The organism is Arthrobacter sp. 210 2, from assembly GCF_059093025.1.
The window spans coordinates 594,165-614,042 of sequence record NZ_JBNHIE010000001.1 but is presented as its reverse complement, the minus strand read 5'-3'; the positions used below and the strand labels follow the sequence as shown (position 1 = coordinate 614,042).

22 protein-coding genes and 2 pseudogenes are annotated in these 19,878 nt (G+C 65.8%); 2 read left to right on the top strand and 22 right to left on the bottom strand.

All coding sequences use genetic code 11. The features are described 5' to 3' along the window. Nucleotides 1–47 precede the first annotated feature (47 nt). From AC5RWA_RS02890 to AC5RWA_RS02810, 17 genes and pseudogenes are all read right to left on the bottom strand, one after another. Complete coding sequence (locus AC5RWA_RS02890) at nucleotides 48–1,421, bottom strand: M20/M25/M40 family metallo-hydrolase (RefSeq protein ID WP_494056495.1); 1,374 nt, start codon at nucleotides 1,419–1,421, stop codon at nucleotides 48–50. Next, nucleotides 1,421–3,202 carry an N-acetylglutaminylglutamine amidotransferase gene (locus AC5RWA_RS02885; RefSeq protein ID WP_494056494.1) on the bottom strand — a complete coding sequence of 594 codons (1,782 nt, stop codon included), beginning with the start codon at nucleotides 3,200–3,202 and terminating at the stop codon, nucleotides 1,421–1,423. Before AC5RWA_RS02885 ends, AC5RWA_RS02890 begins: the two co-directional genes overlap by 1 nt. A 21-nt stretch (nucleotides 3,203–3,223) precedes the next feature. After that, on the bottom strand, nucleotides 3,224–3,478 hold the full coding sequence (locus tag AC5RWA_RS02880) for an Orn/Lys/Arg family decarboxylase (protein WP_494056696.1): 255 nt from the start codon (nucleotides 3,476–3,478) through the stop codon (nucleotides 3,224–3,226). Between the two features lie 330 nt (nucleotides 3,479–3,808). Further along, a pseudogene (locus AC5RWA_RS02875) lies at nucleotides 3,809–4,543 on the bottom strand (aminotransferase class I/II-fold pyridoxal phosphate-dependent enzyme); the annotation flags it as partial. Nucleotides 4,544–4,558: 15 nt separating this feature from the next. After that, nucleotides 4,559–4,702 (bottom strand): hypothetical protein, encoded by a 144-nt coding sequence (locus tag AC5RWA_RS02870; protein ID WP_494056493.1) that lies wholly within the window; start codon nucleotides 4,700–4,702, stop codon nucleotides 4,559–4,561. A 34-nt stretch (nucleotides 4,703–4,736) separates the two neighbouring features. Beyond that, on the bottom strand, nucleotides 4,737–5,852 hold the full coding sequence (locus AC5RWA_RS02865; protein ID WP_494056492.1) for a glutamate--cysteine ligase: 1,116 nt from the start codon (nucleotides 5,850–5,852) through the stop codon (nucleotides 4,737–4,739). Between the two features lie 217 nt (nucleotides 5,853–6,069). After that, nucleotides 6,070–6,906, bottom strand: coding sequence for a gamma-glutamyl-gamma-aminobutyrate hydrolase family protein (locus AC5RWA_RS02860; RefSeq protein ID WP_494056491.1), 837 nt, complete (start codon nucleotides 6,904–6,906; stop codon nucleotides 6,070–6,072). A 77-nt stretch (nucleotides 6,907–6,983) separates the two neighbouring features. Beyond that, nucleotides 6,984–7,280 carry a hypothetical protein gene (locus AC5RWA_RS02855; protein ID WP_494056490.1) on the bottom strand — a complete coding sequence of 99 codons (297 nt, stop codon included), beginning with the start codon at nucleotides 7,278–7,280 and terminating at the stop codon, nucleotides 6,984–6,986. A 73-nt stretch (nucleotides 7,281–7,353) separates the two neighbouring features. After that, nucleotides 7,354–7,776 carry an LbetaH domain-containing protein gene (locus AC5RWA_RS02850; protein WP_494056701.1) on the bottom strand — a complete coding sequence of 141 codons (423 nt, stop codon included), beginning with the start codon at nucleotides 7,774–7,776 and terminating at the stop codon, nucleotides 7,354–7,356. Nucleotides 7,777–7,855: 79 nt separating this feature from the next. Next, a pseudogene (locus tag AC5RWA_RS02845) lies at nucleotides 7,856–7,948 on the bottom strand (acetyltransferase); the annotation flags it as partial. Nucleotides 7,949–8,603: 655 nt separating this feature from the next. Beyond that, entirely contained in the window at nucleotides 8,604–9,125 is a 522-nt protein-coding gene (locus tag AC5RWA_RS02840; RefSeq protein ID WP_494056489.1) for a hypothetical protein, read from the bottom strand. Beyond that, the gene (locus AC5RWA_RS02835) at nucleotides 9,125–9,703 is read right to left on the bottom strand and encodes a signal peptidase I (RefSeq protein WP_494056695.1); all 579 of its coding nucleotides are present in this window, start codon (nucleotides 9,701–9,703) and stop codon (nucleotides 9,125–9,127) included. Before AC5RWA_RS02835 ends, AC5RWA_RS02840 begins: the two co-directional genes overlap by 1 nt. 55 nt (nucleotides 9,704–9,758) lie before the next feature. Beyond that, nucleotides 9,759–10,367, bottom strand: a complete 609-nt coding sequence (locus AC5RWA_RS02830) for a hypothetical protein (RefSeq protein ID WP_494056488.1) — start codon at nucleotides 10,365–10,367, stop codon at nucleotides 9,759–9,761. A 70-nt stretch (nucleotides 10,368–10,437) separates the two neighbouring features. Further along, nucleotides 10,438–10,995, bottom strand: a complete 558-nt coding sequence (locus AC5RWA_RS02825; RefSeq protein WP_494056487.1) for an alternate-type signal peptide domain-containing protein — start codon at nucleotides 10,993–10,995, stop codon at nucleotides 10,438–10,440. A gap of 133 nt (nucleotides 10,996–11,128) precedes the next feature. Next, a complete protein-coding gene (locus AC5RWA_RS02820) occupies nucleotides 11,129–12,061 on the bottom strand; it encodes an LssY C-terminal domain-containing protein (protein ID WP_494056486.1) in 933 nt (310 codons plus the stop codon). Then, on the bottom strand, nucleotides 12,058–12,762 hold the full coding sequence (locus tag AC5RWA_RS02815) for an esterase/lipase family protein (RefSeq protein ID WP_494056485.1): 705 nt from the start codon (nucleotides 12,760–12,762) through the stop codon (nucleotides 12,058–12,060). The genes AC5RWA_RS02820 and AC5RWA_RS02815 overlap by 4 nt, the downstream gene beginning before the upstream one ends. 17 nt (nucleotides 12,763–12,779) lie before the next feature. Beyond that, nucleotides 12,780–13,997 carry an MFS transporter gene (locus tag AC5RWA_RS02810; RefSeq protein ID WP_494056484.1) on the bottom strand — a complete coding sequence of 406 codons (1,218 nt, stop codon included), beginning with the start codon at nucleotides 13,995–13,997 and terminating at the stop codon, nucleotides 12,780–12,782. A 153-nt stretch (nucleotides 13,998–14,150) separates the two neighbouring features. On the opposite strand from AC5RWA_RS02810, the gene AC5RWA_RS02805 reads away from it, so the two are divergent. Then, nucleotides 14,151–14,492, top strand: a complete 342-nt coding sequence (locus AC5RWA_RS02805; protein WP_494056483.1) for a thioredoxin domain-containing protein — start codon at nucleotides 14,151–14,153, stop codon at nucleotides 14,490–14,492. Here AC5RWA_RS02805 and AC5RWA_RS02800 read toward each other — a convergent pair. From AC5RWA_RS02800 to AC5RWA_RS02790, 3 genes are all read right to left on the bottom strand, one after another. Further along, on the bottom strand, nucleotides 14,485–14,901 hold the full coding sequence (locus tag AC5RWA_RS02800) for a hypothetical protein (RefSeq protein ID WP_494056482.1): 417 nt from the start codon (nucleotides 14,899–14,901) through the stop codon (nucleotides 14,485–14,487). The two genes, AC5RWA_RS02805 and AC5RWA_RS02800, sit on opposite strands and share 8 nt — an antisense overlap. A gap of 87 nt (nucleotides 14,902–14,988) precedes the next feature. Then, complete coding sequence (locus AC5RWA_RS02795) at nucleotides 14,989–15,246, bottom strand: hypothetical protein (protein ID WP_494056481.1); 258 nt, start codon at nucleotides 15,244–15,246, stop codon at nucleotides 14,989–14,991. Further along, nucleotides 15,198–16,355, bottom strand: a complete 1,158-nt coding sequence (locus AC5RWA_RS02790; protein WP_494056480.1) for a hypothetical protein — start codon at nucleotides 16,353–16,355, stop codon at nucleotides 15,198–15,200. The genes AC5RWA_RS02795 and AC5RWA_RS02790 overlap by 49 nt, the downstream gene beginning before the upstream one ends. Before the next feature lie 218 nt (nucleotides 16,356–16,573). Here AC5RWA_RS02790 and AC5RWA_RS02785 point away from each other — a divergent pair, with 218 nt between their 5' ends. Next, nucleotides 16,574–16,897, top strand: coding sequence for a hypothetical protein (locus AC5RWA_RS02785; protein ID WP_079596497.1), 324 nt, complete (start codon nucleotides 16,574–16,576; stop codon nucleotides 16,895–16,897). Between the two features lie 145 nt (nucleotides 16,898–17,042). Here the strand turns inward: AC5RWA_RS02785 and AC5RWA_RS02780 are convergent, their stop codons facing one another. Both AC5RWA_RS02780 and AC5RWA_RS02775 read right to left on the bottom strand, forming a co-directional pair. After that, on the bottom strand, nucleotides 17,043–18,833 hold the full coding sequence (locus AC5RWA_RS02780; protein WP_494056479.1) for a sensor domain-containing protein: 1,791 nt from the start codon (nucleotides 18,831–18,833) through the stop codon (nucleotides 17,043–17,045). Then, nucleotides 18,830–19,666, bottom strand: coding sequence for an alpha/beta fold hydrolase (locus AC5RWA_RS02775; protein WP_494056478.1), 837 nt, complete (start codon nucleotides 19,664–19,666; stop codon nucleotides 18,830–18,832). Before AC5RWA_RS02775 ends, AC5RWA_RS02780 begins: the two co-directional genes overlap by 4 nt. Between the last annotated feature and the right edge of the window lie 212 nt (nucleotides 19,667–19,878).

Here is a 19,878-nt window from a genome sequence, read left to right as displayed (position 1 = left end):
CTCATAACGGCAGTTACTGCTACTTAGTTGGGCAGGTAGGACGGGGGTTAGTCGCGGGCGTTAAGCCGGGCCAGCAGCAGGGCCTCGGCCAGGATGGCGTTTTGGAAGTCACCCAGATGGATGGACTCGTTGGCCCCGTGCGCGCGGGAGTCCGGGTCCTCGGCGCCGGTGATCAGGATGTCCGCCTGGGGGTACAGCTTGTTCAGGATATTGACGGCGGGGATGGACCCGCCAACACCCATGGACACCGCCGGCACTCCCCACGCCTCCTCCATCGCCGAGAGCATCAGCCGGGACACCGGGGAGGACGCGTCACCGGCAAATCCTTCGGTCTGGCCGCCCGGCGTAAAGGTGACTTCAGCACCAAAGGGAACGTGTGACTCGACATGCCGCCGGACCGCTTCCATGGCCGCCGCGGTGTCGCTGGCTGGTGCAAGGCTCAGGCTGAACCGGGCCCGTGCCACCGGCTGCAGCGTGTCAGAGGAGAGCGCCACGGAAGGGGCATCCACACCGATGATGGCAAGCGCCGGCTTGGTCCACAGCCGCGAGGTGATGCTGCCCGTCCCGGCAAGGGGGACGCCCGGCCTGACGCGCGCGTCAGCCCGAAACTCGGCTTCCGTGAGCGCGGGCCCGGAAGACTCCGAAGCAAGCAGGCCCTCCACGGCCACGCTGCCGTCGTCGTGATGGAACGTTGCGAGGAGCCGGGACAGCGCCGCGACGGCGTCCACCACTGGCCCGCCGTAGGTTCCTGAATGCAGGGCGTTGTCCAGCACCCGGACCTCCACGGTCCCCAGAATCAACCCGCGCAGGCTGGTGGTGAGCGCGGGGACGCCCACTTTCCAGTTTCCGGAATCGGCCACCACCAGCACGTCCGCCTTGAGCAGGTCCCCGTGCCGTTGCAGCAGCAGGGGCAGGCTGGGCGACCCGGCTTCCTCCTCGCCGTCGATGAACACGGTCACGCCCAGGCCGAGCCCGTCGCCGAGCACCCGGAGCACGGTGCGGACGGCGGCAATATGTAGGAGCACGCCGGCCTTGTTGTCGGCCACTCCCCTGCCCCAGAGCCGGCCGCCCCGCGTCACCGCTTCGAACGGCGGGCTCTCCCACAGCTCCACGTCCCCTGCTGGCTGGACGTCATAGTGGGCATACAGCAGGATGGTCGGCTGGCCCGGCCGCGCAGGCCGGCGTCCCACCACCGCGGGCGCCCCGGGTGCGCCGTCCGTCCGTGGCGCGTGCAGAATGTCGACGTCGGCCATCCCGGCATCGCGGAGCAGCCCGGCCACCTGCTGGGCGGCCTTGTCCAGCTGCGACGGGTCGAAGGCCTCCCACGCCATCGCCGGGATCCGTACCAGTGCGGACAGTTCGTCGACGACGGCGGGAAAGTCCGCCGCGACGGCCTGGCGCAATCCGGGCAGCAGGGACATCAGCCCACCCTGTGGCGCTGCAGCCACATTTCCAGCAGGGCGAACTGCCACAGCACGTTGCTGTTGACGGGGGTCCGCTGGATATTGGGATCCGCGAGCAAACCGTCGATGTAGGCGGGCCGGAAGAGTCCGCGCTGTTTGGCCTCCGGGGCATGCAGGGCATCCCGCACCATGGAGATGAACGGTTCTTCAAGGTGCCGCAGGGCCGGAACGGGGAAGTATCCCTTGGGCCGGTCGATGATGGCTGCGGGCAGCATCTGCCGGCCCAGGTCCTTCAGGATTCCCTTCCCGTCCTGCGAGGCCTTGAGTCCGGGCGGGCAGGCGGCGGCGAGCTCCACCAGCTCATGGTCAAGGAACGGCACACGGGCCTCGATGCCCCACGCCATGGACATGTTGTCCAGCCGCTTGACGGGGTCGTCCACCATCAACAGGTGGGTGTCCAGCCGCAGGACGGCGTCCAGGGCGGTATCAGCTCCGGGTGTTTCCAGATGGGCGGCCAGGACCTTGCGGCTTACATCGGACCCGCAGAACCATTCAGGTTCCAGGATCCCCATGAGGTCCTCGTGGCTGTGGTCCACGAAGGATGCAGAGAAGGTCCGGAGGGCGTCCTGTCGGCCCGCCGCGGCGAGCGGCTGATGGTAGGCGTAGCCGGCAAAGACTTCGTCTGCGCCCTGTCCGCACTGCACCACCTTCAGGTGCTCGGAGACCGTCCTGCAGAGCAGGTGGAAAGCGGTCACATCGTGGCTGGCCATCGGCTCGGACATCGCACCCACCGCGCCATCGATGGACGGGGCGAACTCGGACGTGCTGACGTGAAGCCGCTCATGGCGGGTGCCGAACTCCCGTGCCACCAGGTCGGAGTAGGCGAACTCGTTGCCTGCGTCGCCGCCGGCGCCGTCGAATCCTATGCTGAAGGTGGAAAGCCCGTGCTGGCCCTCCTCGGCCAGCAGGGCAACCAGCAGGCTCGAATCCAGGCCCCCGGACAAAAGGACACCCACCGGCACGTCGGCCACCATCCGCCGTCGTACTGCCGTCCTTAACGCATCCCGGACGGCGTCCTGCCAGTCCCCAGCCGACCACCCGGACCGTGAAGCGTCGCGCGTGTAATCAGGGCGCCAGTACTCGCGGTCCTCCCAGGTTCCGTCGGCGCGCACAGTACGGATGGTGGCCGCCGGCAGCTTCTGGACCCCGCGGAGGATGGTCCGCGGCGCCGGAACGATCGAGTGCCAGCTGAGGTAGTGGTGCAGGGCAACCTCATCCAGGGACGTGTCCACGCCGCCGGACGCCACCAGCGCGGGGAGCGTGGAGGCAAAGCGCAGCTTTCCCGGCAGGTGTGAAACGTAGACCGGCTTGATGCCCAGCCGGTCGCGGACCAGGAGGACCTCCTGCCGCCGCGGATCGAACAACGCGATGGCGAACATGCCCACCAGGTGGTGGACAAAGTCGTCGCCCCACTTCCGGTAGGCCTTGAGGATCACCTCGGTGTCGCTGGTTGTCCGGAAGGTAAACTCCGACTCGAGCTCCCTCCGCAGGTCGCGATAGTTGTAGATGCAGCCGTTGAAGGTGAGGGCCAGGCCGCCGTCGTCCAGCATCGGCTGCGCCCCCGCCGAAGACAGGTCGATGATGCTCAGCCGCTGGTGTCCCAGGGCAACCCAGCCGGCGTCGTCCCAGATCCCCCTTCCGTCGGGTCCGCGGGAGGTCATGGCCCCCATCATTGCGAGGACGGGCTCCCGGGAGGCCGTCCTACCGTTGAAGGCGATTTCGCCTGCTATTCCGCACATAACTTCCTCGTTTCCTGCGGCCTACAGCGATCTATGCTGCTCTTCGCGGACCACCCTGATGGTCTTCAGGGACGGGTCGGCGGGATCGGGCAGGACCATGCCGGCCTCCACCCCGCTGCGAAGGTAATCGATGGCGGCTTTGTTGATCCTTTCCCCGGGCAGCAACAGCGGAACGCCCGGCGGGTAAGGGGTGGCCATTTCGGCGGCGATGCGGCCGGGTGCCTCCTCCGCGGGGACGTTTTCCACCGGGCCGAAGAAGGCATCCCGGGGCAGCATCACCGTCTCCAGGAAGAGGTCCTCCTCATCAGGAATTACGACGGCGGGCGGCCGGGGCAGGTCCGGGGCGGCAACGGTGAGTGCGCGGAGGGCATCGAGGAGCCGCTGTGCGGTTTCGCTGTCATCGGAGACAGAGATGACGGCTTCGGTTCGGCGGTGGTCCGTGGTGCCCATGTCCACCCGGCAGTTTTCGCGCAGCCAATCCGTGGCCTGGAAACCGCTGATTCCGAGTTCTGAAACGTCGATCAAGATGTGCAGGATGTCCAGGTCGTGGGAGGCTTCGGCGTGGACCAGTTCGTCTTCCAGGACATGCAAACCGGGCAGCGCATCGATGTCCCGGCGGAGTCCGCGGGCCAGTTCGAGGGCTTTGTCGATCATCGATTTGCCCTCCTGCACCATCTGCCGGCGCCACCCGTCCATTGCGGCGTACAGCATAACGTTGGCGCTGGTGGTGGAGAGGACATCGGCGCACTGGTTCAGACGGACCGGGTCCACCAGGTTTCCCTGCAAATGGAAGATGGAGCCTTGCTCAAAGCCGAGCCCCATCTTGTGCACGCTGACGACGCAGATGTCCGCGCCCGCATTCATCGCCCAGGTGGGTGTGTCCGGGTGGAACGGCAGCTGCGCGCCCCACGCCTCGTCCACGATCAGCGGTTTGCCCCGCTTGTGGCAGATTTCGGCGATCGCTTCGATGTCCGCGCATGTGCCGTAGGGAGTGGGGCTGACGATCAGCGCGGCGGAGGCGTCCGGGTACCGCTGCCACATCTCCTCCACGGTCTCCGGCGCCGGCGGATGGGAGAGCTTGAGCTCGTTGTCCCACTTGGGTTTGATCCACCGCGGCTGCAGCCCGGAGAGCACCAGCCCCGAGACCACGGATTTGTGCGCGTCGCGGCTGATCAGGAGCTCCCCTTCTCCACGGGTGACGGCCAGGATCGCTGCCTTCACGGACAGGGAGCTTCCGCAGGTCGAGAAGAAGGCCATGTCGGCATTGACCGCCTCGGCCATCAACTGCTCCGCCTTCTGCAGGTAGCCGTTGGAGGACTTCCGGTCGTCCAGGCCCGAGGAGGCAACGACGTCGGACTAGAAACTCTGTTCGCCCAGCACCTCCAGCACACGCGGATCGACGCCGCGGCCCTGGCGGTGCGCGGGCGGCGTGAAGCCGTACCTGTCGAGTTTCTGGTGTTCAGCCAGCGCATCGAGCACCGGTGTTTCATTCTGGTCCATCTGCCCTCCCGGGTAGTTCGCCTAAATTCCCTGTTCAGCCATGAGCAGGGATGTCTGTGAGCTTTCGGATCGGTGTGGCAGGCAGGCAGGTGACGTCGGCGGCGTCGGCGATGACGCCGCAAAGGCTGCCGGTGGTGGCGTGGACGGCCCGCTGCCTGGCGGCCCCTGTTCCCCTGTTCAGGACCTGGAACAGCAAACCCTCCACTGTGCCGAATTCGCCCTGCTCCCGCAGCACGGGCTGGATATGGTCCAGCAGGGACATCGCCACCTCGAAGGCGGCCCGGGGCTTGCCGGTCAGGGGATCCAACAGTTGCCCGTCCAGCCCGTAGCGGCCCGCCTGCCAGGCAGCGAGCCGAAGCTGCGCGGCGGACGCAGACACGGGCGGCACGCCGGAGCGCCATTGCCGGGCTGCCGTTTCCGCCAGGGCCCGCACCAGGCCGGCGAGGAGGACGGCGTCGTCGGCAAACAGGCACACGTCGCCCACCCGGATCTCCACGGTGGGATGGCGGTGGCTGAGCCTCGCGTCAAAGTAGATTTGCCCCTTGTCCAACGGAACTCCCGAGGTGAGGATCTCCTGCACCTGCGCGTGGTAGGCCTTTGCGGAACCGAAAATCTCGCAGGGCCCGGCGGTGGGCCACCTGTTCCAGGCCTGGGAGCGGTAGCTTGCGTAGCCGGAATCCACGCCGTTCCAGAACGGGGAGTTGGCGGTGATGGCCGTCAGGACCGGGAGCCAGATCCGGATCCGGTCAAGGATGGCCACGCCTTCCTCGTCCGACTCGACCTCCACATGCACGTGGCAGCCGCAGGTCAGCTGCTCCACCGCCGTCAGGCCGAACCGCTCCATCATCCGCTGATACCGCAGGCCCGGCGTAGTTGTGGACTGCACGGGCAGGGGTGACGTCGCCAGGGCCACGGAACGCGCTCCGGCCGCTCGGGCTGTGGCGTCTGCACTCATCCGCCGAGCAGTGATGTCCTGTGCGAGTTCCTCCAGGGTGATCCTGGGAAGGGTGCAGGTTTCAATCTGTTCCTGCTTCATCTCGCTGCTGAGGCCATCGTCGGCCAGGCTTTCCAGCACTTGGCCCAAAGGAACAGCGTGGCCGTCGGTGAAGTCGAGGATCAGGAACTCTTCCTCGACACCCACGCGGCGCATCAGCGCAGCTCCTTGGAACCGGCGCTTCCCCTGCGGCGGACGTGCCCGGCAGCAGGACGACAGATGGGGACAAGATAAGCCATGACTACTCCTCGGTTGAACCCGTGGGGCGTTGGCTTAACCTCCGTTGGTCACCACATCGTAAGCATGCTTAGTTCCTGTCCGCAAGTCGTGGGGAGTCAACTGCCCCCAAAGAGGGGCAGTTATACAGGGCAGGCTAGAAGGCTTCGGGCTGGATGGAGATCGTGGCCGTGGCGGCGGACGTTGCCATCGATGCGGACGAGACCGACGACGGCGTGGCCGGCAGCAGGCGGGACAGGTACTTTGCCCGGGCTGCTTCGACGAACCCGCGGAACAGCCCGAAGTCCTCGGGCAGTTCCTCGGGGTGCCACTGGATGCCGAGCGTGAAGGTGTTGGCCGGGTACTCGATGGCTTCCACCACTTGGTCCTCGCTCCAGGCTGCGGCAATGAGCCCCTCGCCGAGCCGGTCCACCGCCTGATGGTGGGCCACGGGGACAATTTGGGTGTCCGGGCCAATCAGGCGGGCAAGCTGCGAGTCAGGCCGGACATCGACAGGGATCTGGTTGAAGGCGTAGCCGCCCAACTGGTACTGCCCGTTCCCCACGACGTCGGGCAGGTGCTGGTGCAGCGTGCCGCCCAGCGTCACGTTGAGCAGCTGCTCCCCGCGGCAGATGCACAGCAGCGGCACGTCCTGGCGGAGTGCTTCCCGGATCAGGGCCTGTTCCCAGGCGTCCCGCTCACGCCGGGGCTCCCCGGTTTCGGGATGGGCTTCCTGGCCGTAGAGGGCGGGATCAACATCCCAGCCTCCTGGGATGAGCAGCCCGTCCAGCCTGCCCACTAGGGCTTCGACCACGCCGGGGGCCACCGGCTGGGGCGGCAGGAGGGTGGGCACGCCGCCCGCTGCAATGATGGGGGCAAGGTAGGTCTCGGGAAGGAACGCCGCGCTGACTGTGCCGCAGCCGGTGGTGCCGGCAGGCTCAAGGTAGGTGCTGAGGCCGATGATGGGCTTCACGGCGGCGTCGGTCGTTTCCAAGGTTTTCCTTCCAGGCGAATTCTCTGCCTTTAAGGATATGAGAGTGGCGGCCCTGCTTTGTTTCAAGCGGATGAAGATCACATCTCAGTTCCGCTGTCGGGCGTTTCAGCCATGGCCGCGGCAAGCTCGACGTCGTCAAGGTACCTGGCAGCCGGCCATCCGGTGGCGGCGGCGAGCCTGTCCAGGGATGCCAGATGCTGGCGAGCCAGTTCGATGGCGAGTTGCTCCATGATTGCCGGCCCGTTCCGGACGATCAGGTCGCTGAGGAAGACCTGGAGGCGGCCTGCCAGACGGCCTCCGGCTTCTGCGTCTGCCGCTGCGAGCCGGGTCAGGGCGGCGGCAGCCATGGCGGGCCTGTCGCTGAAGAGTTCCATGAACTGTCCTCCGCATGTGTGTGGATGGGAATCACCGGGACCGGCAATACCCGGCGCAGATCTTCGCGGCCCGCTAGAAGGCAAGGCCCCCGCCCGGGAGGGAGGTGCGCGCCGGCACTCCCACCCACGTCTCGTACTCGGGCACGTCCTGCACAACCGCCGAACCCATCCCCACTGACGAATAATCACCCACGGACAAGCCGTCAGCAATGCCGGCGTTCACGCCTATGTGGACGCCCCGGCCCACCCGCACGCCCTCTCCCAGCGAGGACCCGGCGGAGAACGTGGTGAAGTCCCCTGCCTGCAGGGCCCAGCCCAGAGTCACGGACGGCATCACCACCGTGTGGTTCCCCAGTGACACCTGCGGTCCAACCGTGGCGTGCCGCAGCAGGATGCTTCCCGGGCCGATCCGGCAGTCGTCCGGCAGGCGGATGTCCGGATCCAGCACTGTGCCATACCGGGTGCCTTCCACACCCGACTGGGTAAGCCGCTCCACCACCGCTTCCCTGTCCCGGCCCTATGGGCAGGCACACTGCGAAGAGCGCCTTCGGGAACATGGCGGCGTCCTCGAGGGCGCCGAGGACGGGGGCGCCGTCGATCAGGACGTCGAGGAGTTGGGGGTCGTCGTCAAGAATCCCCAGGACGTCATACTGGCCGCTGGCGCGCACGGTCAGCAGCACTTCGCGCGCCAGTCCAGTGGCGGCCAGCAACAGCAATTCGCTCAAGGGGTGTCGCTTCCGGGCCCGGGAGGCGGGCGGCAGGTCTGTGGCTTGCCCGGACACCGCTTCTTGGCTCCTGGCTGTTGGTCAGGGCCTCGGCGATTCGAGGAGCAATCCGCCAGCGTGCCCAAATACAAGTTAACGCCGCAACAGGTCCCCGGGAAGACGGCACGGGAAACACGGTTGGTTTATGGGGTTTTCCTGCGGATTTAGGGGATTGCCGCTGATGACCAAATCCTGTTGAGAACTTGAAGGTTTCTTGAGTGATTCAGCGCCATATTTTGATCCATGCAATGGATAGTTGCTCTTGCCGGGCCCCTGGGCCCCGGCCGGATGGCTCTCCTGAAGCCATAGACTCCTGGCGGCGTCTTGAAGTAGGCGCCGCCAGGTACCCGCCCTGGTCCGAATTACGACGGCGGACGCGCACCGAGTGCCTGGCCTCGGCCCCACCGGAAGGCCCGATACAAATACCGGCTTACCTCCGCCAAAACTTTCCCAAACTGGCTGAGTATTCCCGTTTGAACTCACACGCCAGCTCGGCAGAAGCTGGTGCCACTATGTGGGGGGACATAGCGGCACCTGCTTCCGCCGAGCTAGCTTGTGATTACCCGCGGGAGGGCACGGGAGCCACGGGGCAGATGATCTTCCCGTTGGACATGTGGTTGTTCAAGGTGATGTCCATGGATGCCGTGGTCTGGTCGAGGTAAGTTGCCGTAATCCGCAGGGTTAACGGGCCGGCAGGATTGTCACGCAGGATCGGAGATGCCAGCAACGGGTTGGTGTTTGACGTCAGAACAATAGTTCCGGGAGTCAACGCAAGGAGGCTAAGCAGGCCCGAGTAGCTTGGCCCGTAGGTACCGTTGGCCTGCAGGGCCGCGTACGTGATGGTGGCGGTGGCCGGGACCGTAACCCTTAGCGTCGCGACCTTCTCCGGCGAATCGTTGGTGCAGGTGAGTGATGCAATTGCGGGACCGGGCCAGGCAGCCGCAGCCGTGACCGTCATGGTCGCCGTGGCGCTCTGCTGCCATAATGCTGACGTGGATGCACCACCCAGGCCCAGCAGCACAGTCAGCACAAACGCACCGACGGCCGTTGCCGCACCTGGAAGATTCCGAATCCGGGCCATTACTTTCCCTCAGCAGCCCGGCTGCGACGCGATGCGCGCACGGACTTGAAAACCAGGATGGCGCCATAACCGATGAGCCCGACAGCGGCGACGATGGTCCATGCGTCACGGTCGGAGTTCCCAAGGGCATTGGCCAGGAAACCAACAGAAGGAACCGCGTAGAACAGCTTGCCCTTCATCTGGATCTCACGGACAGGGTCGGCGTCGTTGGCACCGTTGTTGTCGCCCTTGGTGATGAGGGTTTTCTCACCCTGTTGGGTGGCACCGAAGCCCACCACCCGGTGTGTTTCGACCTCGGGCCGCCCCGAGTGCAGCTGGAACGTGACCACGTCACCGTACTGAATTTCATCGAATGGCACGGGCTTCATCACCAGGAACGTTCCTGGTGGGAACTTCGGTGCCATGGAGTTGGTGAGCACCGTGTAGGTGTGCGAGCCCGTCACGACGGGGATGACAATCAGGATCATCGCGGCGAACAATGCGATGATCATGGCAGCCATGCTCAGGAGCCGTCCGACGGCGGTCCATGCACCAGAGCCGGTGCCCCCAGTTTTTTCGGCGCCCGACGGCGCTTGCACCAAGTGCCTCGCTTCCCCCTGGGGAATTGCGTTGGCAACGGGCCGTTCCGTCAAGTCAGCCACTTGGCACCCCACAGAGCTGACGTGCGGTGAGCTGAAGAGAGATGTTCACTGCTTGTCCTTTCACTGACGACGGGGCATTAGAGCTGAGACTTGCTTGGAAGCAGAAGACGGTGGATCCGCCCTTGCCCACTGCGGGGGATGACAATCCGGCTGAACCGATGGGTGCGTAGCCCGCGATGGTGCTGCACTCCGCGGAGGAGGTGGCAGTTTTGGCGTAGAAGCTGACGTAGGATCGCAAGCTTCCACTGGCAACGTTTGTCACCGTACCCTGGCTGGCTGTGATGACCGTGTCGAAGGATCCGCCTGCATTGGTGTTGTTCGTGACCAGGACTCCCCCATAAACCGAAGTCCCGGGCGTCAAAGTGGCGGTAGGTGTGATTGCCAGGTTTGCGGACGTTGTGCCGTCGGCCAGGGTCATGTTGGTTGCCTGGCCAGATGGCACCGCGCTAAGTGCAACGTCGAACGATGCGGAGGCAACAGTCCCGGGTGCAGCTGACGCGCTGGCACTCCATAGCGCATACGTCCCCTGCACCGTCAGGAGTCCCAGGACCACTGCTGCGGCGACGAGTGCCGTTGCCTGCAGTGAGCACTTGATGCGCACCGGTTCCTCCCCTGGTCCTGTTTCCGATTGCTGAGGGCGGGTGGCGGTTCAGCCACCCGCCCGCGTCAGACTAGGACAGGCCGTCACCTGTCGAGTTCACCTGTGTCAGCTTGAATGCGACATCCTTGAAGTCATAGCTTGCATTCACGCTGTCGCGCTCAGTGGTGCTGGCAAGGAAATCAAACGTGATGGTGGCGGTTACCGTCTGGGTGCTGCCGGTCGGCGTCAAGGGGTTCTTGATCTCAGCGGTGCCAACGGTCAGAACGGGCTCGGAGACGCTGACATTCTTTGCCAAGAAACCGCTGGTCTCATCAATGCCGTCGGTCGTTATTTCCGCTGCCATCTTATTACCCGAGAGCGTTACAGCCAGCTCCTGCTTAAACGTGAGCTTGTCACCCGGGACAACTAGGTAGGTGCCGGCGTCAATCTGAGGGGTGATATCTTTGCCGAGTCCGTCAGTCCAGACACCCGCTACCTTGTTCTCAACGTTGAGGTCACCGGAAACGATGGTGCCCGGCGTCGCGGAAGCTTCGGCATTCCAGTTGGCCAACGTTCCGCCGCCGCCCAGCAGCAGTGCTGCGCCTACGGCGATGGCTGCGGTTCCCTTGATCAGGGTGCTGTTCTTCATGATGTGTCCCTCAGACTTTTGTGTGTGGTCTAGCTGGGAACAACAATGCATGGGCTTTATCAGGAATTTTGGGGGGAAACCGTCAAAGTTTGCTCAAGAAATTGAAGGCTAAAGTGGCCTCTGACCTGCGTGTTTAGCTGTCACTGCCTGGCTTGGAACTCCCCGGCCGACCCGGCTCGTACAGGTCGATGATCGGAAGGTGCCCGTCGGTGCGGATGGCGTCGCCGCCGCCGTTGCGGTGGTGGTAGCCGCTGGAGTAGTTGAGGATCACGTGCACCGACTCCACGGCGCGGGCCGCGCGGAGGGTCTCGATGATGAAGTCGCGTTCCTCGTCGGTCCGGTCGGCGATCTTGTGCGTGATCTGGAATGTAAAGAGGGACAGTCCGACGCTCCTGTCATACGTGCCCGCGCCAACCCAGTCCACGGACAGCCCGCCGGGCAGCATCCAGCCGGCCGGGCATTTCCAGAACCGCACGTGGTGGCGCTTGCGGGGGTTGCCGTCGATCTCGCGCTGGAACGCCAAGTCCTGCTTGTTGCCGAACACGTACAGGAAACTGACGGGCGCCGCCGGGTAGCTCCTGCCCAACAGGGTGGATGTCAGGGTGCGCCACGCAGTGGCCGGGGTGATGGGGTCGGCTTCAACCCAGCCGGCAGTCAGCATCGCCTTCCGCAGCTCCTCCCCCGTCCCCACCACGGCCAGGTTCACGGGGTCGCCCAGGACCCCGTCGCCTGTCCGGGTCCTGCCGATGAAGTAGTCCGGGATGTACAGGCTGCTCAGGATTTTGTGGATGCGCGGCAGCAGCGCGTACGCAAGAATCAGCCATACCGGAAGGAACACCCAGGCCTGCTCGGGCCCGCGGGAGAGCCGCGACAGCAGGAAAAACCACACTGCCCAGCCCACCGCGACGGTAACCACCAGATAGAGCAGCCGCTGCAGCACTGCCAGGACGGTTGCCCACCGGCTTTGACGCCGCTCCACCCCGTTCTTGGAACGCGAATGGTCCGGCTCGTGCGGAACTGGCCGCCCGCCGTCGTACCTTCCGCCGGGATCAGGAACGCGGCTCACGGCTCGTCGGGGGTCAGCTGCTCCACGATAATCCGGGCCGTTTCGTGATCCCCAAGGATCCGGAAGTGCCCGGCCGTGGGCAGCTCGATGTTGGTGGCACCCGGAAGGACGCTGCCCTCCGGGATGTGCGGGTCGAACGGGCCGTAGATGGAGGTGATCCGGCTGTTGATGGCTTCCTCACGCGCCAGCTGGAGGGTCAGCGCGTTGCTGGGCGAGAAGATCCGCAGGCTCGGCAGCAGCATGTACTTCGCGTACCGGGACCCGGAAAACGGCGTGCACACCGTGATCATCCGGGAGATCCGGCCCTCGGGGTCCAGGTTCAGCATGGCGTACTTGCCGATCAGCCCGCCCTTGCTGTGCGCCACGATCGCCGCGTCCCGCAACCCGGCCTCCTCAAGGTGCTGCGCCACCAGGCGCGCCGCCACGGGTACGTCCAGCTTGTTGCGCTGCAGGACCGTGACCACGTGGACCGGATGGCCGGCGTCGTGGATTGACCGGATCAGCGGCATCATGAACTGCCAGTTCTCGTACACGCCCGGGATGATCAGCACCGGGGTGCGGTGGCCCTGGTGGAAGGAGCCCGGCTGCACCCGGGACAGCATGCCCTGGACCTGGCAGACCGCGGCATAGACGTAGTCCTGCGCCCACCACACGGCCTTCTGCAGCGGACTGCTCCGGGCAGGCGCCCCCGTTTCACTCATCTGATGAGGATAACGGGTCAGTAGTTGCGGCGGTGCTTCAGCCGTGGAATGACGACGGCGAACACGGCCGCCGCCGCGAACCCCAGGACACCCGTGGCTGAGATCCCCGCGCCCAGGGAGGCCAGCGCCGTCACCCCCGAGAGCAGGACCGGCCCGCCGGTGGACCCGGCATCGGCCATGAACCGCCACAGCCCCAGGAACTGGCCCCGCCCGCGGTCCGGCGAGAAGTCCGCGCCGAGCGTCATCACCAGCCCTGAGCTGATGCCGTTGCCAAACCCGATCAGCAGCGCCGCCAGCAGCAGCCCCACAAAGGACCCGGTCAGCGGAATCAGCAGCAGCGCCGTGCCCATCAGCAGCGTGGACGGGACGGCGACAAACTGCCGGCCCTTGCGGTCCATGAGCTTGCCGGCGGGATAGAACACCAGCATGTCGATCGCCCCGGACAGGCCGTAAATCAGCGAGGCGGAGGTGGCGTCGAAGCCCAGGTGGTCGGCCCACAGCGGGATCACCACCTGCCGTGAGGATCGCAGTGCGCTCAGCAGCAGGATGCCCACACCCAGCGAGAGGAACACGCCCGCATGGGACACCGCGACGCTCCGGAGGGTGGGCTCGGGACCCTTGTGTCCGCCGGCGGGCACGCCCACCGCGGCAAGGTCCGGGATGGTGAGGGACAGCAGCGCGGCGGCCGCCATGGCTATCACACCCACCCAGTAGGCACCGCCGATGCCGGAGAACTGCATCACGGCCGCACCCAGGAACGGGCCGATGAACACGCCGATCCGGTTCACGCCGCCCAGCGTGGACAGCGCCCGCGCCCGGAACTGCACGGGCACAGCCTCGGTGAGGTACTTCTGGCGGGCCAGGCCAAAAACGCTTCCGGACATGCCGACGACGGCCATCGCCGCCGCGAGCAGCCAGAGCCCGTCGGGCACCAGCGAGGTCAGTCCCGCTGCCGCCAGCGCTACAGCTGCAGCGACGGCGGCACCCACGATGGACCACCGCTCACCGAACTTGAGGGTCACCAGGGATGCCGGCAGGTTGAAGAACCAGGATCCCAGCCCCATCAGCGTGACGATCAGCGCCGCGACGGCCACCGAGGCACCCAGGTCCCGGGCGGTCAGCGCCACCACCGGCAAGATGGCCCCGGTGCCGATTCCGTAGAGCAAAGTGGGCCCGAACGCGGCCACGGCGATGCTGCGCAGGCTGAAGGGCTGCTGGTTTTCGGGGGAAGTCATCAGATTTATTTTATGGCCGGGAGCAGCAGGCAATTCCCACGTACGGCCCGGGACACATCAGCGCAAATTCGGGGGTCACAAATGACCCGCGGAGGAGTAGCGTTCGACTTATGGGGCGTTGTTCCGCGCCCACAGCCAAGGGGAGGTCATTCGATGGGTGAAGTTTGGATCCGCACGCTCGGCAACGGGCTGGTCCGGGCAGACAGAGTCACCGAAATTTCATCCACCCGGGGATCCCTCCATGAGGACCAGGGGTATTCCCTGAAGGTCATCGTGGACGGCAAGGGCCATGTGCTGATTGACGACGCCGACCTCCAGGGCACCCTGGCCGAACGGCTCGAGTATGCGCGGCACATGGAGGACGCCCTGCTGCTCGCCATCGACGAGGCAAAGGAAACCGACGTCTCGATGGTGATCTCTTACGAGCCGGAACGCGAGCGCTGGTCGTCCGCCCCGGTGACAGTGCTAACCGGGAGCATCCCCGTCATCAGTTAGGCGGCAGGCTCGCTGCCGTCCGCGGCGGTTCCGGCCGCACTTCCTGCGTGTCCGGGGCTTCCTGGGTGCCCCGGGCTTCCTTCGTGTCCCGCATTTCACCCGTGCGCGTCGGCAACCCGCTGATGCTCGTGCGCGTGAAGCAGAGCGCCCACAGCGCAACCACCAGCACCACCACCAGCACCCAGGGGTCCGGCCATGCCAGCATGAAGGGCACGGCCACAGCCACCGCGGTGACGATCAGCAGGTACCAGGTGACGTACCACCACGCGTTGGCGGGCGGATTGCGGGTGGGGTCGCTGGATTGCCGGAAGGACGGCTTCCGCATGCGCTGCAGCCGGTTGTGCAGCACACCCCACACTGGCCCGTTGAGCAGTCCGATGAGAACAGCAGCGAACACGGCGGTGGTCACCGCCAGCACACCCCAGTTTTCCCAGTCCCCCCAGTGGTAGGACGGGCCCGAGCACAGCCAGGAGGACCACCACGGATCCTGGCCACCTCAGGGCGGGCCGCACTGGACCCGGTTCCGCGCCCAGTCCTGCGAACCCAGCCAGGCGAGCGCGGCCGGGGCGCTCAGCGCAGCGGTAAGGATCGAGATTAGCCGGGTCACTCCCAGGCTCTTGACCATCACGCGGTGCGGCCGGAGCCGCCGGTCGCCGTCGAGCCCGCGCAGCACGAGGCCGTGCAGGTCTGCCGGCGGGTCCAAAATCAGGCGGGCCAGCGGATCCAGCACCTCCACCCGGCTGCTGGAGTACACGATGTGGTCGTAGATGCGCCCGGACCTGTTGTACACCGGGTGCTCCTCCGGGCCGGGCCCTCCGTCGCCTGCGGTGTCCCGCGCATAGAGCTTTCCGAACACGGGCAGCAGCCCGTTCTCGTGCGTGGAAATGGGCCCGGCGGGGACGAAGTCGAACTTGCCCCACACGTTGATCCAGCGTAGCCGGTCCGGGTTGGCCAGCCAGTCCACCGGGTCCTCCCCGTTCCGCCGCCCCACTGCGCGTAGCCCAGCAGGTCCAGGCCGCTGCCCACGCTGACGAAGTTGGTGGCCCGCGCCTGGATCTGGAACAGGACCTGCCCGGTGATCGCGGCACCTTGGCTGTGCGCCACCACCGTCACCTGCGTCCCGCCGTCGTGGTCCCAGCGCTGGAGCGTGTCCACCACACGCTGCCGCATCGCGGCCGCCTGCAGCGGCTTGCGCTTCCACACCTGCGGATCGCCCAGGAAGTCCGCGAACAGGGACACGATTTTCCCGATCCACCGGCCCGGCCCGGAATCCAGGCCAGCACGATGATCAGCAGCAGCACCACCAGCACGGCCAGCAGGATGAAGAACCCGGCAGACGCCGCGATCAGCGTCAGCAGCATCTGCCGCAGCCGGGCCGCGAGCAATGCGGGGCTTGCGCCGGCGGCCGGGATAGAGGTTCCACCTGATCAGCTGCACGGACCGTTTGTAGACGCGCAGGGCGGTGCGCAGCGCCCAGGAGTAAGTGGACGCGGCCGACGCCGGCTCGAAGTCCCTGCCCCAGGACGCCTCCGTCATGAGGACAGTGAGGTAGTCCGGCCTGCCGTCCGCATAGCCGCACAGCACTTTCACCCATACCTCCGGCGCGTCCCCCACCGCATTGGCCTTGGTGATGACCAGGTGCGGGCACGGGACGTCACCGCGGACCAGGTCCAGGGACAGATCGTGCAGGCTGAGCATCAGCGGCTGGGCCCACTCCTGCAGGGTGCCGCCTTTGAGGGCCCGGCCCATGCCATGGACAAACACCACGGCGTGGTCCGGGGGCCTGCCCGGCACTTCCGCAACGTCAGCGTCGTCGTTGTCCTTCTTGGCATCCCCCAGGCCATCGCTCACGCGCTTGCCCATGGCTACATGATCCACCCGGGCCGGACGGAAGCGAAAGGCTGCCAGCCCCCCCCCCTTCTTTCACAGGCCAGCGCGGGGTAATGAAAAGACCATCCAATGTAATAAACGTCACCATGTTGCGTGGGTCACATTCGCCCCCTACTCTGGATGAGGCTGATGCAAACGGCCATAGCAAGAAGCTGCAGCGTCGCAGCCAATGCCGGGGAAGGCTTTACAACTTGAACTCTAAGCTGAACATTGTTGTCCGTATCGATCTCGACCACGCACGTGCAAAGGTGATTGCAAAGGGGCATATCACCGTCCACAGCGTCAACGCCCTATATGTAGTAGCAAAGCGGGCCAATTCCCTCAGGGAAGGCCTGGATTTGGAACTCGATATCTCCCACGCGTGGGTGGATGAAGCAGCCCTGGAGATGCTCCGGGCCTGTTCCGAAACCCACCATCTGCCAGCCAAAATCGATCCGCAGCAGGCGCCCTGCACCATCAGCGTCCTGGCACCGCGGCGGAAGGCTCCGGCAGCAGCCACCCGCCTGGCCGCATAGGCCAAGGCAACGGCAACCCACAGCGCCCAGCATCGGGCCCCGGGTTCGCCACCCAAAACTTTTCTTGACCCAAACCCTTGAGCGCAGCTGTACCTGAATAGACGGGTGGCTGTGCTTTTGGGTTTAAAGGGGCCTTCTCAGGACTTCAGCTCAGCACCGGGCTGGAATCCGGGCGCTGTCCTTGGGAGTTGGCCTTCAGCCATTCCCTGAGGAGCGGAGCCGGCAGCGGGCGGGCGAAATGGTAGCCCTGGGCATAGTCGCAGCCCATTGCCCTGAGCACCTGGACCTGGCCCGGGGTCTCCACGCCTTCGGCCACGGCCCGGATGCCGACAGCGTGCGCCAGGTCGATGCAGCTGGTCACAATCGCCGCGTCGCCGGTGTCGGTTCCCAACCCCATAATGAAAGACTGGTCGATCTTCAACTCATCGATGGGAAATTTCTTAAGGTAGGTGAGGCTGGAGTAGCCGACGCCGAAGTCATCAACGGCGAGGCTGACGCCGAGGTCCTTGAGGGCCATGAGCTGGTCGAGGGCGCCGCCGGGATCGTCCATCAGGGCGGTCTCGGTAATTTCCAGGACCAGGAGCGAAGGATCCATCCTCCGCAGCCGGAGGGCGTGTTCAATCATCGGCACCAGCCCGGGGTCGTTCAACTGGCGGGCTGACAGGTTGACCGCCACCTCAAGCCTGGACCCGCCAGCGTCTTCGATCCGCCAGTTTTCGGCCTGCCGCAGCGTTTCCTCCAGGACCCATGCGCCCAGCGGCCGCACCAGGCCCGATTCCTCGGCCATCCCGATGAACTCCGACGGCGCGAGGAGTCCCCGCGAGGGGTGCTGCCAGCGGACCAGCGCCTCCACGCCAACGGCAAGGCCGGTGCGCAGATCGACGCGCGGCTGGTAGTGCAGCCGGAGTGCGCCCTCGCTGATGCCGTGGCGCAGCTCGGCGAGGGCCCGGAGCCGGTCCGCCGTGGGGTCGGATTCTGCCGGCTGGTGCAGTTCCCAGCGGCTCCGCCCCAGCGATTTCGCCCGGTACATCGCGATGTCGGCGCGGCGGACCAAATCGTCCGTGGTTTCGCCGTCCTCGCCGGCAACCGCGACGCCGATACTTGCGGACGTCACAATCTCCAGCCCCTCGATCAGCATCGGGGCCCGGAGGACGTCCAGGAGCCGCGCGGCCCGTGCCGTTGCTTCATCCGTCCCGGCAAAAATGTCCACAACGATGAACTCGTCGCCGGACAGCCGGGCAACGGTGGCCTGCTTCCCCGCGGCAGGGACCAGGCGCCGCGCCACGGCGACCAACAGCTCGTCCCCCGCTGCGTGCCCCAGGCTGTCATTGACCGCCTTGAAGTGGTCAAGGTCGATGCACAAAGCCGCCAGCGTGCCCTGCCCGGCACGCCTGGCTGCAAGGAATCCATCCAGCTTTGCCTTCAGCCCGGCCCTGTTGGGAAGGCCGGTCAGGGGGTCCTGCAGGGCGAGCCGCTGCAGTTCACGCTCAGCTTCGGCGCGGCGGGCTTCGGATTCCTCCGCATCCCGCAGCGCCGAGACCAGTTCTTTTTCGTACATGCGGCGTTCGTGTGCACTGAAGATGATGATGCGCACGGTGGCCGGTTGCTGCCCGGATGCCGGACTGCGTGATGCCGAGAGCAGGGCAGCGCGGCGGCTGCCGTCAGCGCAGATAATTTCGACCGCAACCTCGGACACCGCACCGGCAATACCAAGCTGCGGGATGCAGTGGGTGGAATACAGGATCTGGTCACCCACCGGCATCAGTGACTGGATGGCGGAACCGACCAAGTCCGGAAGGCTGTAACCGGACCAGTGCAGGAAGGTGCCGTTCACCGCGGTGATGCGGCCGCCGTCGTCGGTTACCAGGTAACCGCAGGGTGCCTGGTGGAAGAGCGCCTCGAAGCCAACAGGCTCCGGGCCAGGCACGCTTGTCATGGGCTCGCAGCAAGATATTGCTGGATGGCGCGGGCGGTTGCTTCCGGCGCGCTGACGTGGGGACAGTGGCCGGTGGCCTGCAGGTGCACCAGCGTGCTGTGCCTCAGGTGCCGGTTCAGGTAGTCGCCCACCTCCGGCGGGGCAAGCAGATCGTCGGAGCACTGCAGGATCAGGCTGCTGGTGCCTACCTCGTCCAGCACTTGGCGTGTGTCGGACAGGAACGTGACCCTGGCAAAGTGGCGTGCGATGGACGGGTTGGTCCGGCAGAAGCTGCTCCGCAGGTCCTCGGCGAGCCCGGGCTGCTCGGGGTTCGCCATCACCATCGGCGCCAAAGCCTCGGCCCAGGCGAAGTAGTTGTTGTCCAGTGAGTCCAGCAGGCCCTCGATGTCAGCCTGCGAGAACCCGCCCACATAGCCGTCGTCGGGATCGTCCGTGTAGCGGGGGGACGGGGCAACCAGCACCAAGCGGGAGAACAGGCCGGGTTCCTGCACCGCCGCGATCACGGCGATCATTGCGCTGACGCTGTGCCCAACAAGGATGACGTCCTGGAGTTCCAGGGCGGCGCAGATCTCCAGCAGGTCCGCTGCGTAACCGTCCAGCGTCCCGTACTTGGCACGGTTGTAGGCCGCGGCGTCGGAGCGGCCCGCACCTACATGGTCGAACAGCACCACCCGGTAGTCGTCGGCGAAGTACGGCAGCAGCCGCCGCCACATGTCCTGGTCGCAGCCGAAACCGTGCGCGAACAGCATCACCGGCCCCTCCGCATTGCCCGTCACCGTGACGTTGTTCCGGCGGATCACCGATGAAACGGCGGCGGTTGCTGCTTCGACCATATTCACTCGCCCTTAAATAAGGTGACTGTGCTTTTCCTGATATTAGCGGCGGGGTGATGCGGAATCCTAGGACCCGGTTCGGCTTGCGCGAATTTTGCAGGTAACCTCAGCCAACGAACGCTGGGCTTCCTTTATGGCCGGACGCCGGCAGGTAGGCTGTGGGCAGCAGCACTTCAAGTAGCCGGAGGCTGTCTATTTTAGTCTGTGCCGGG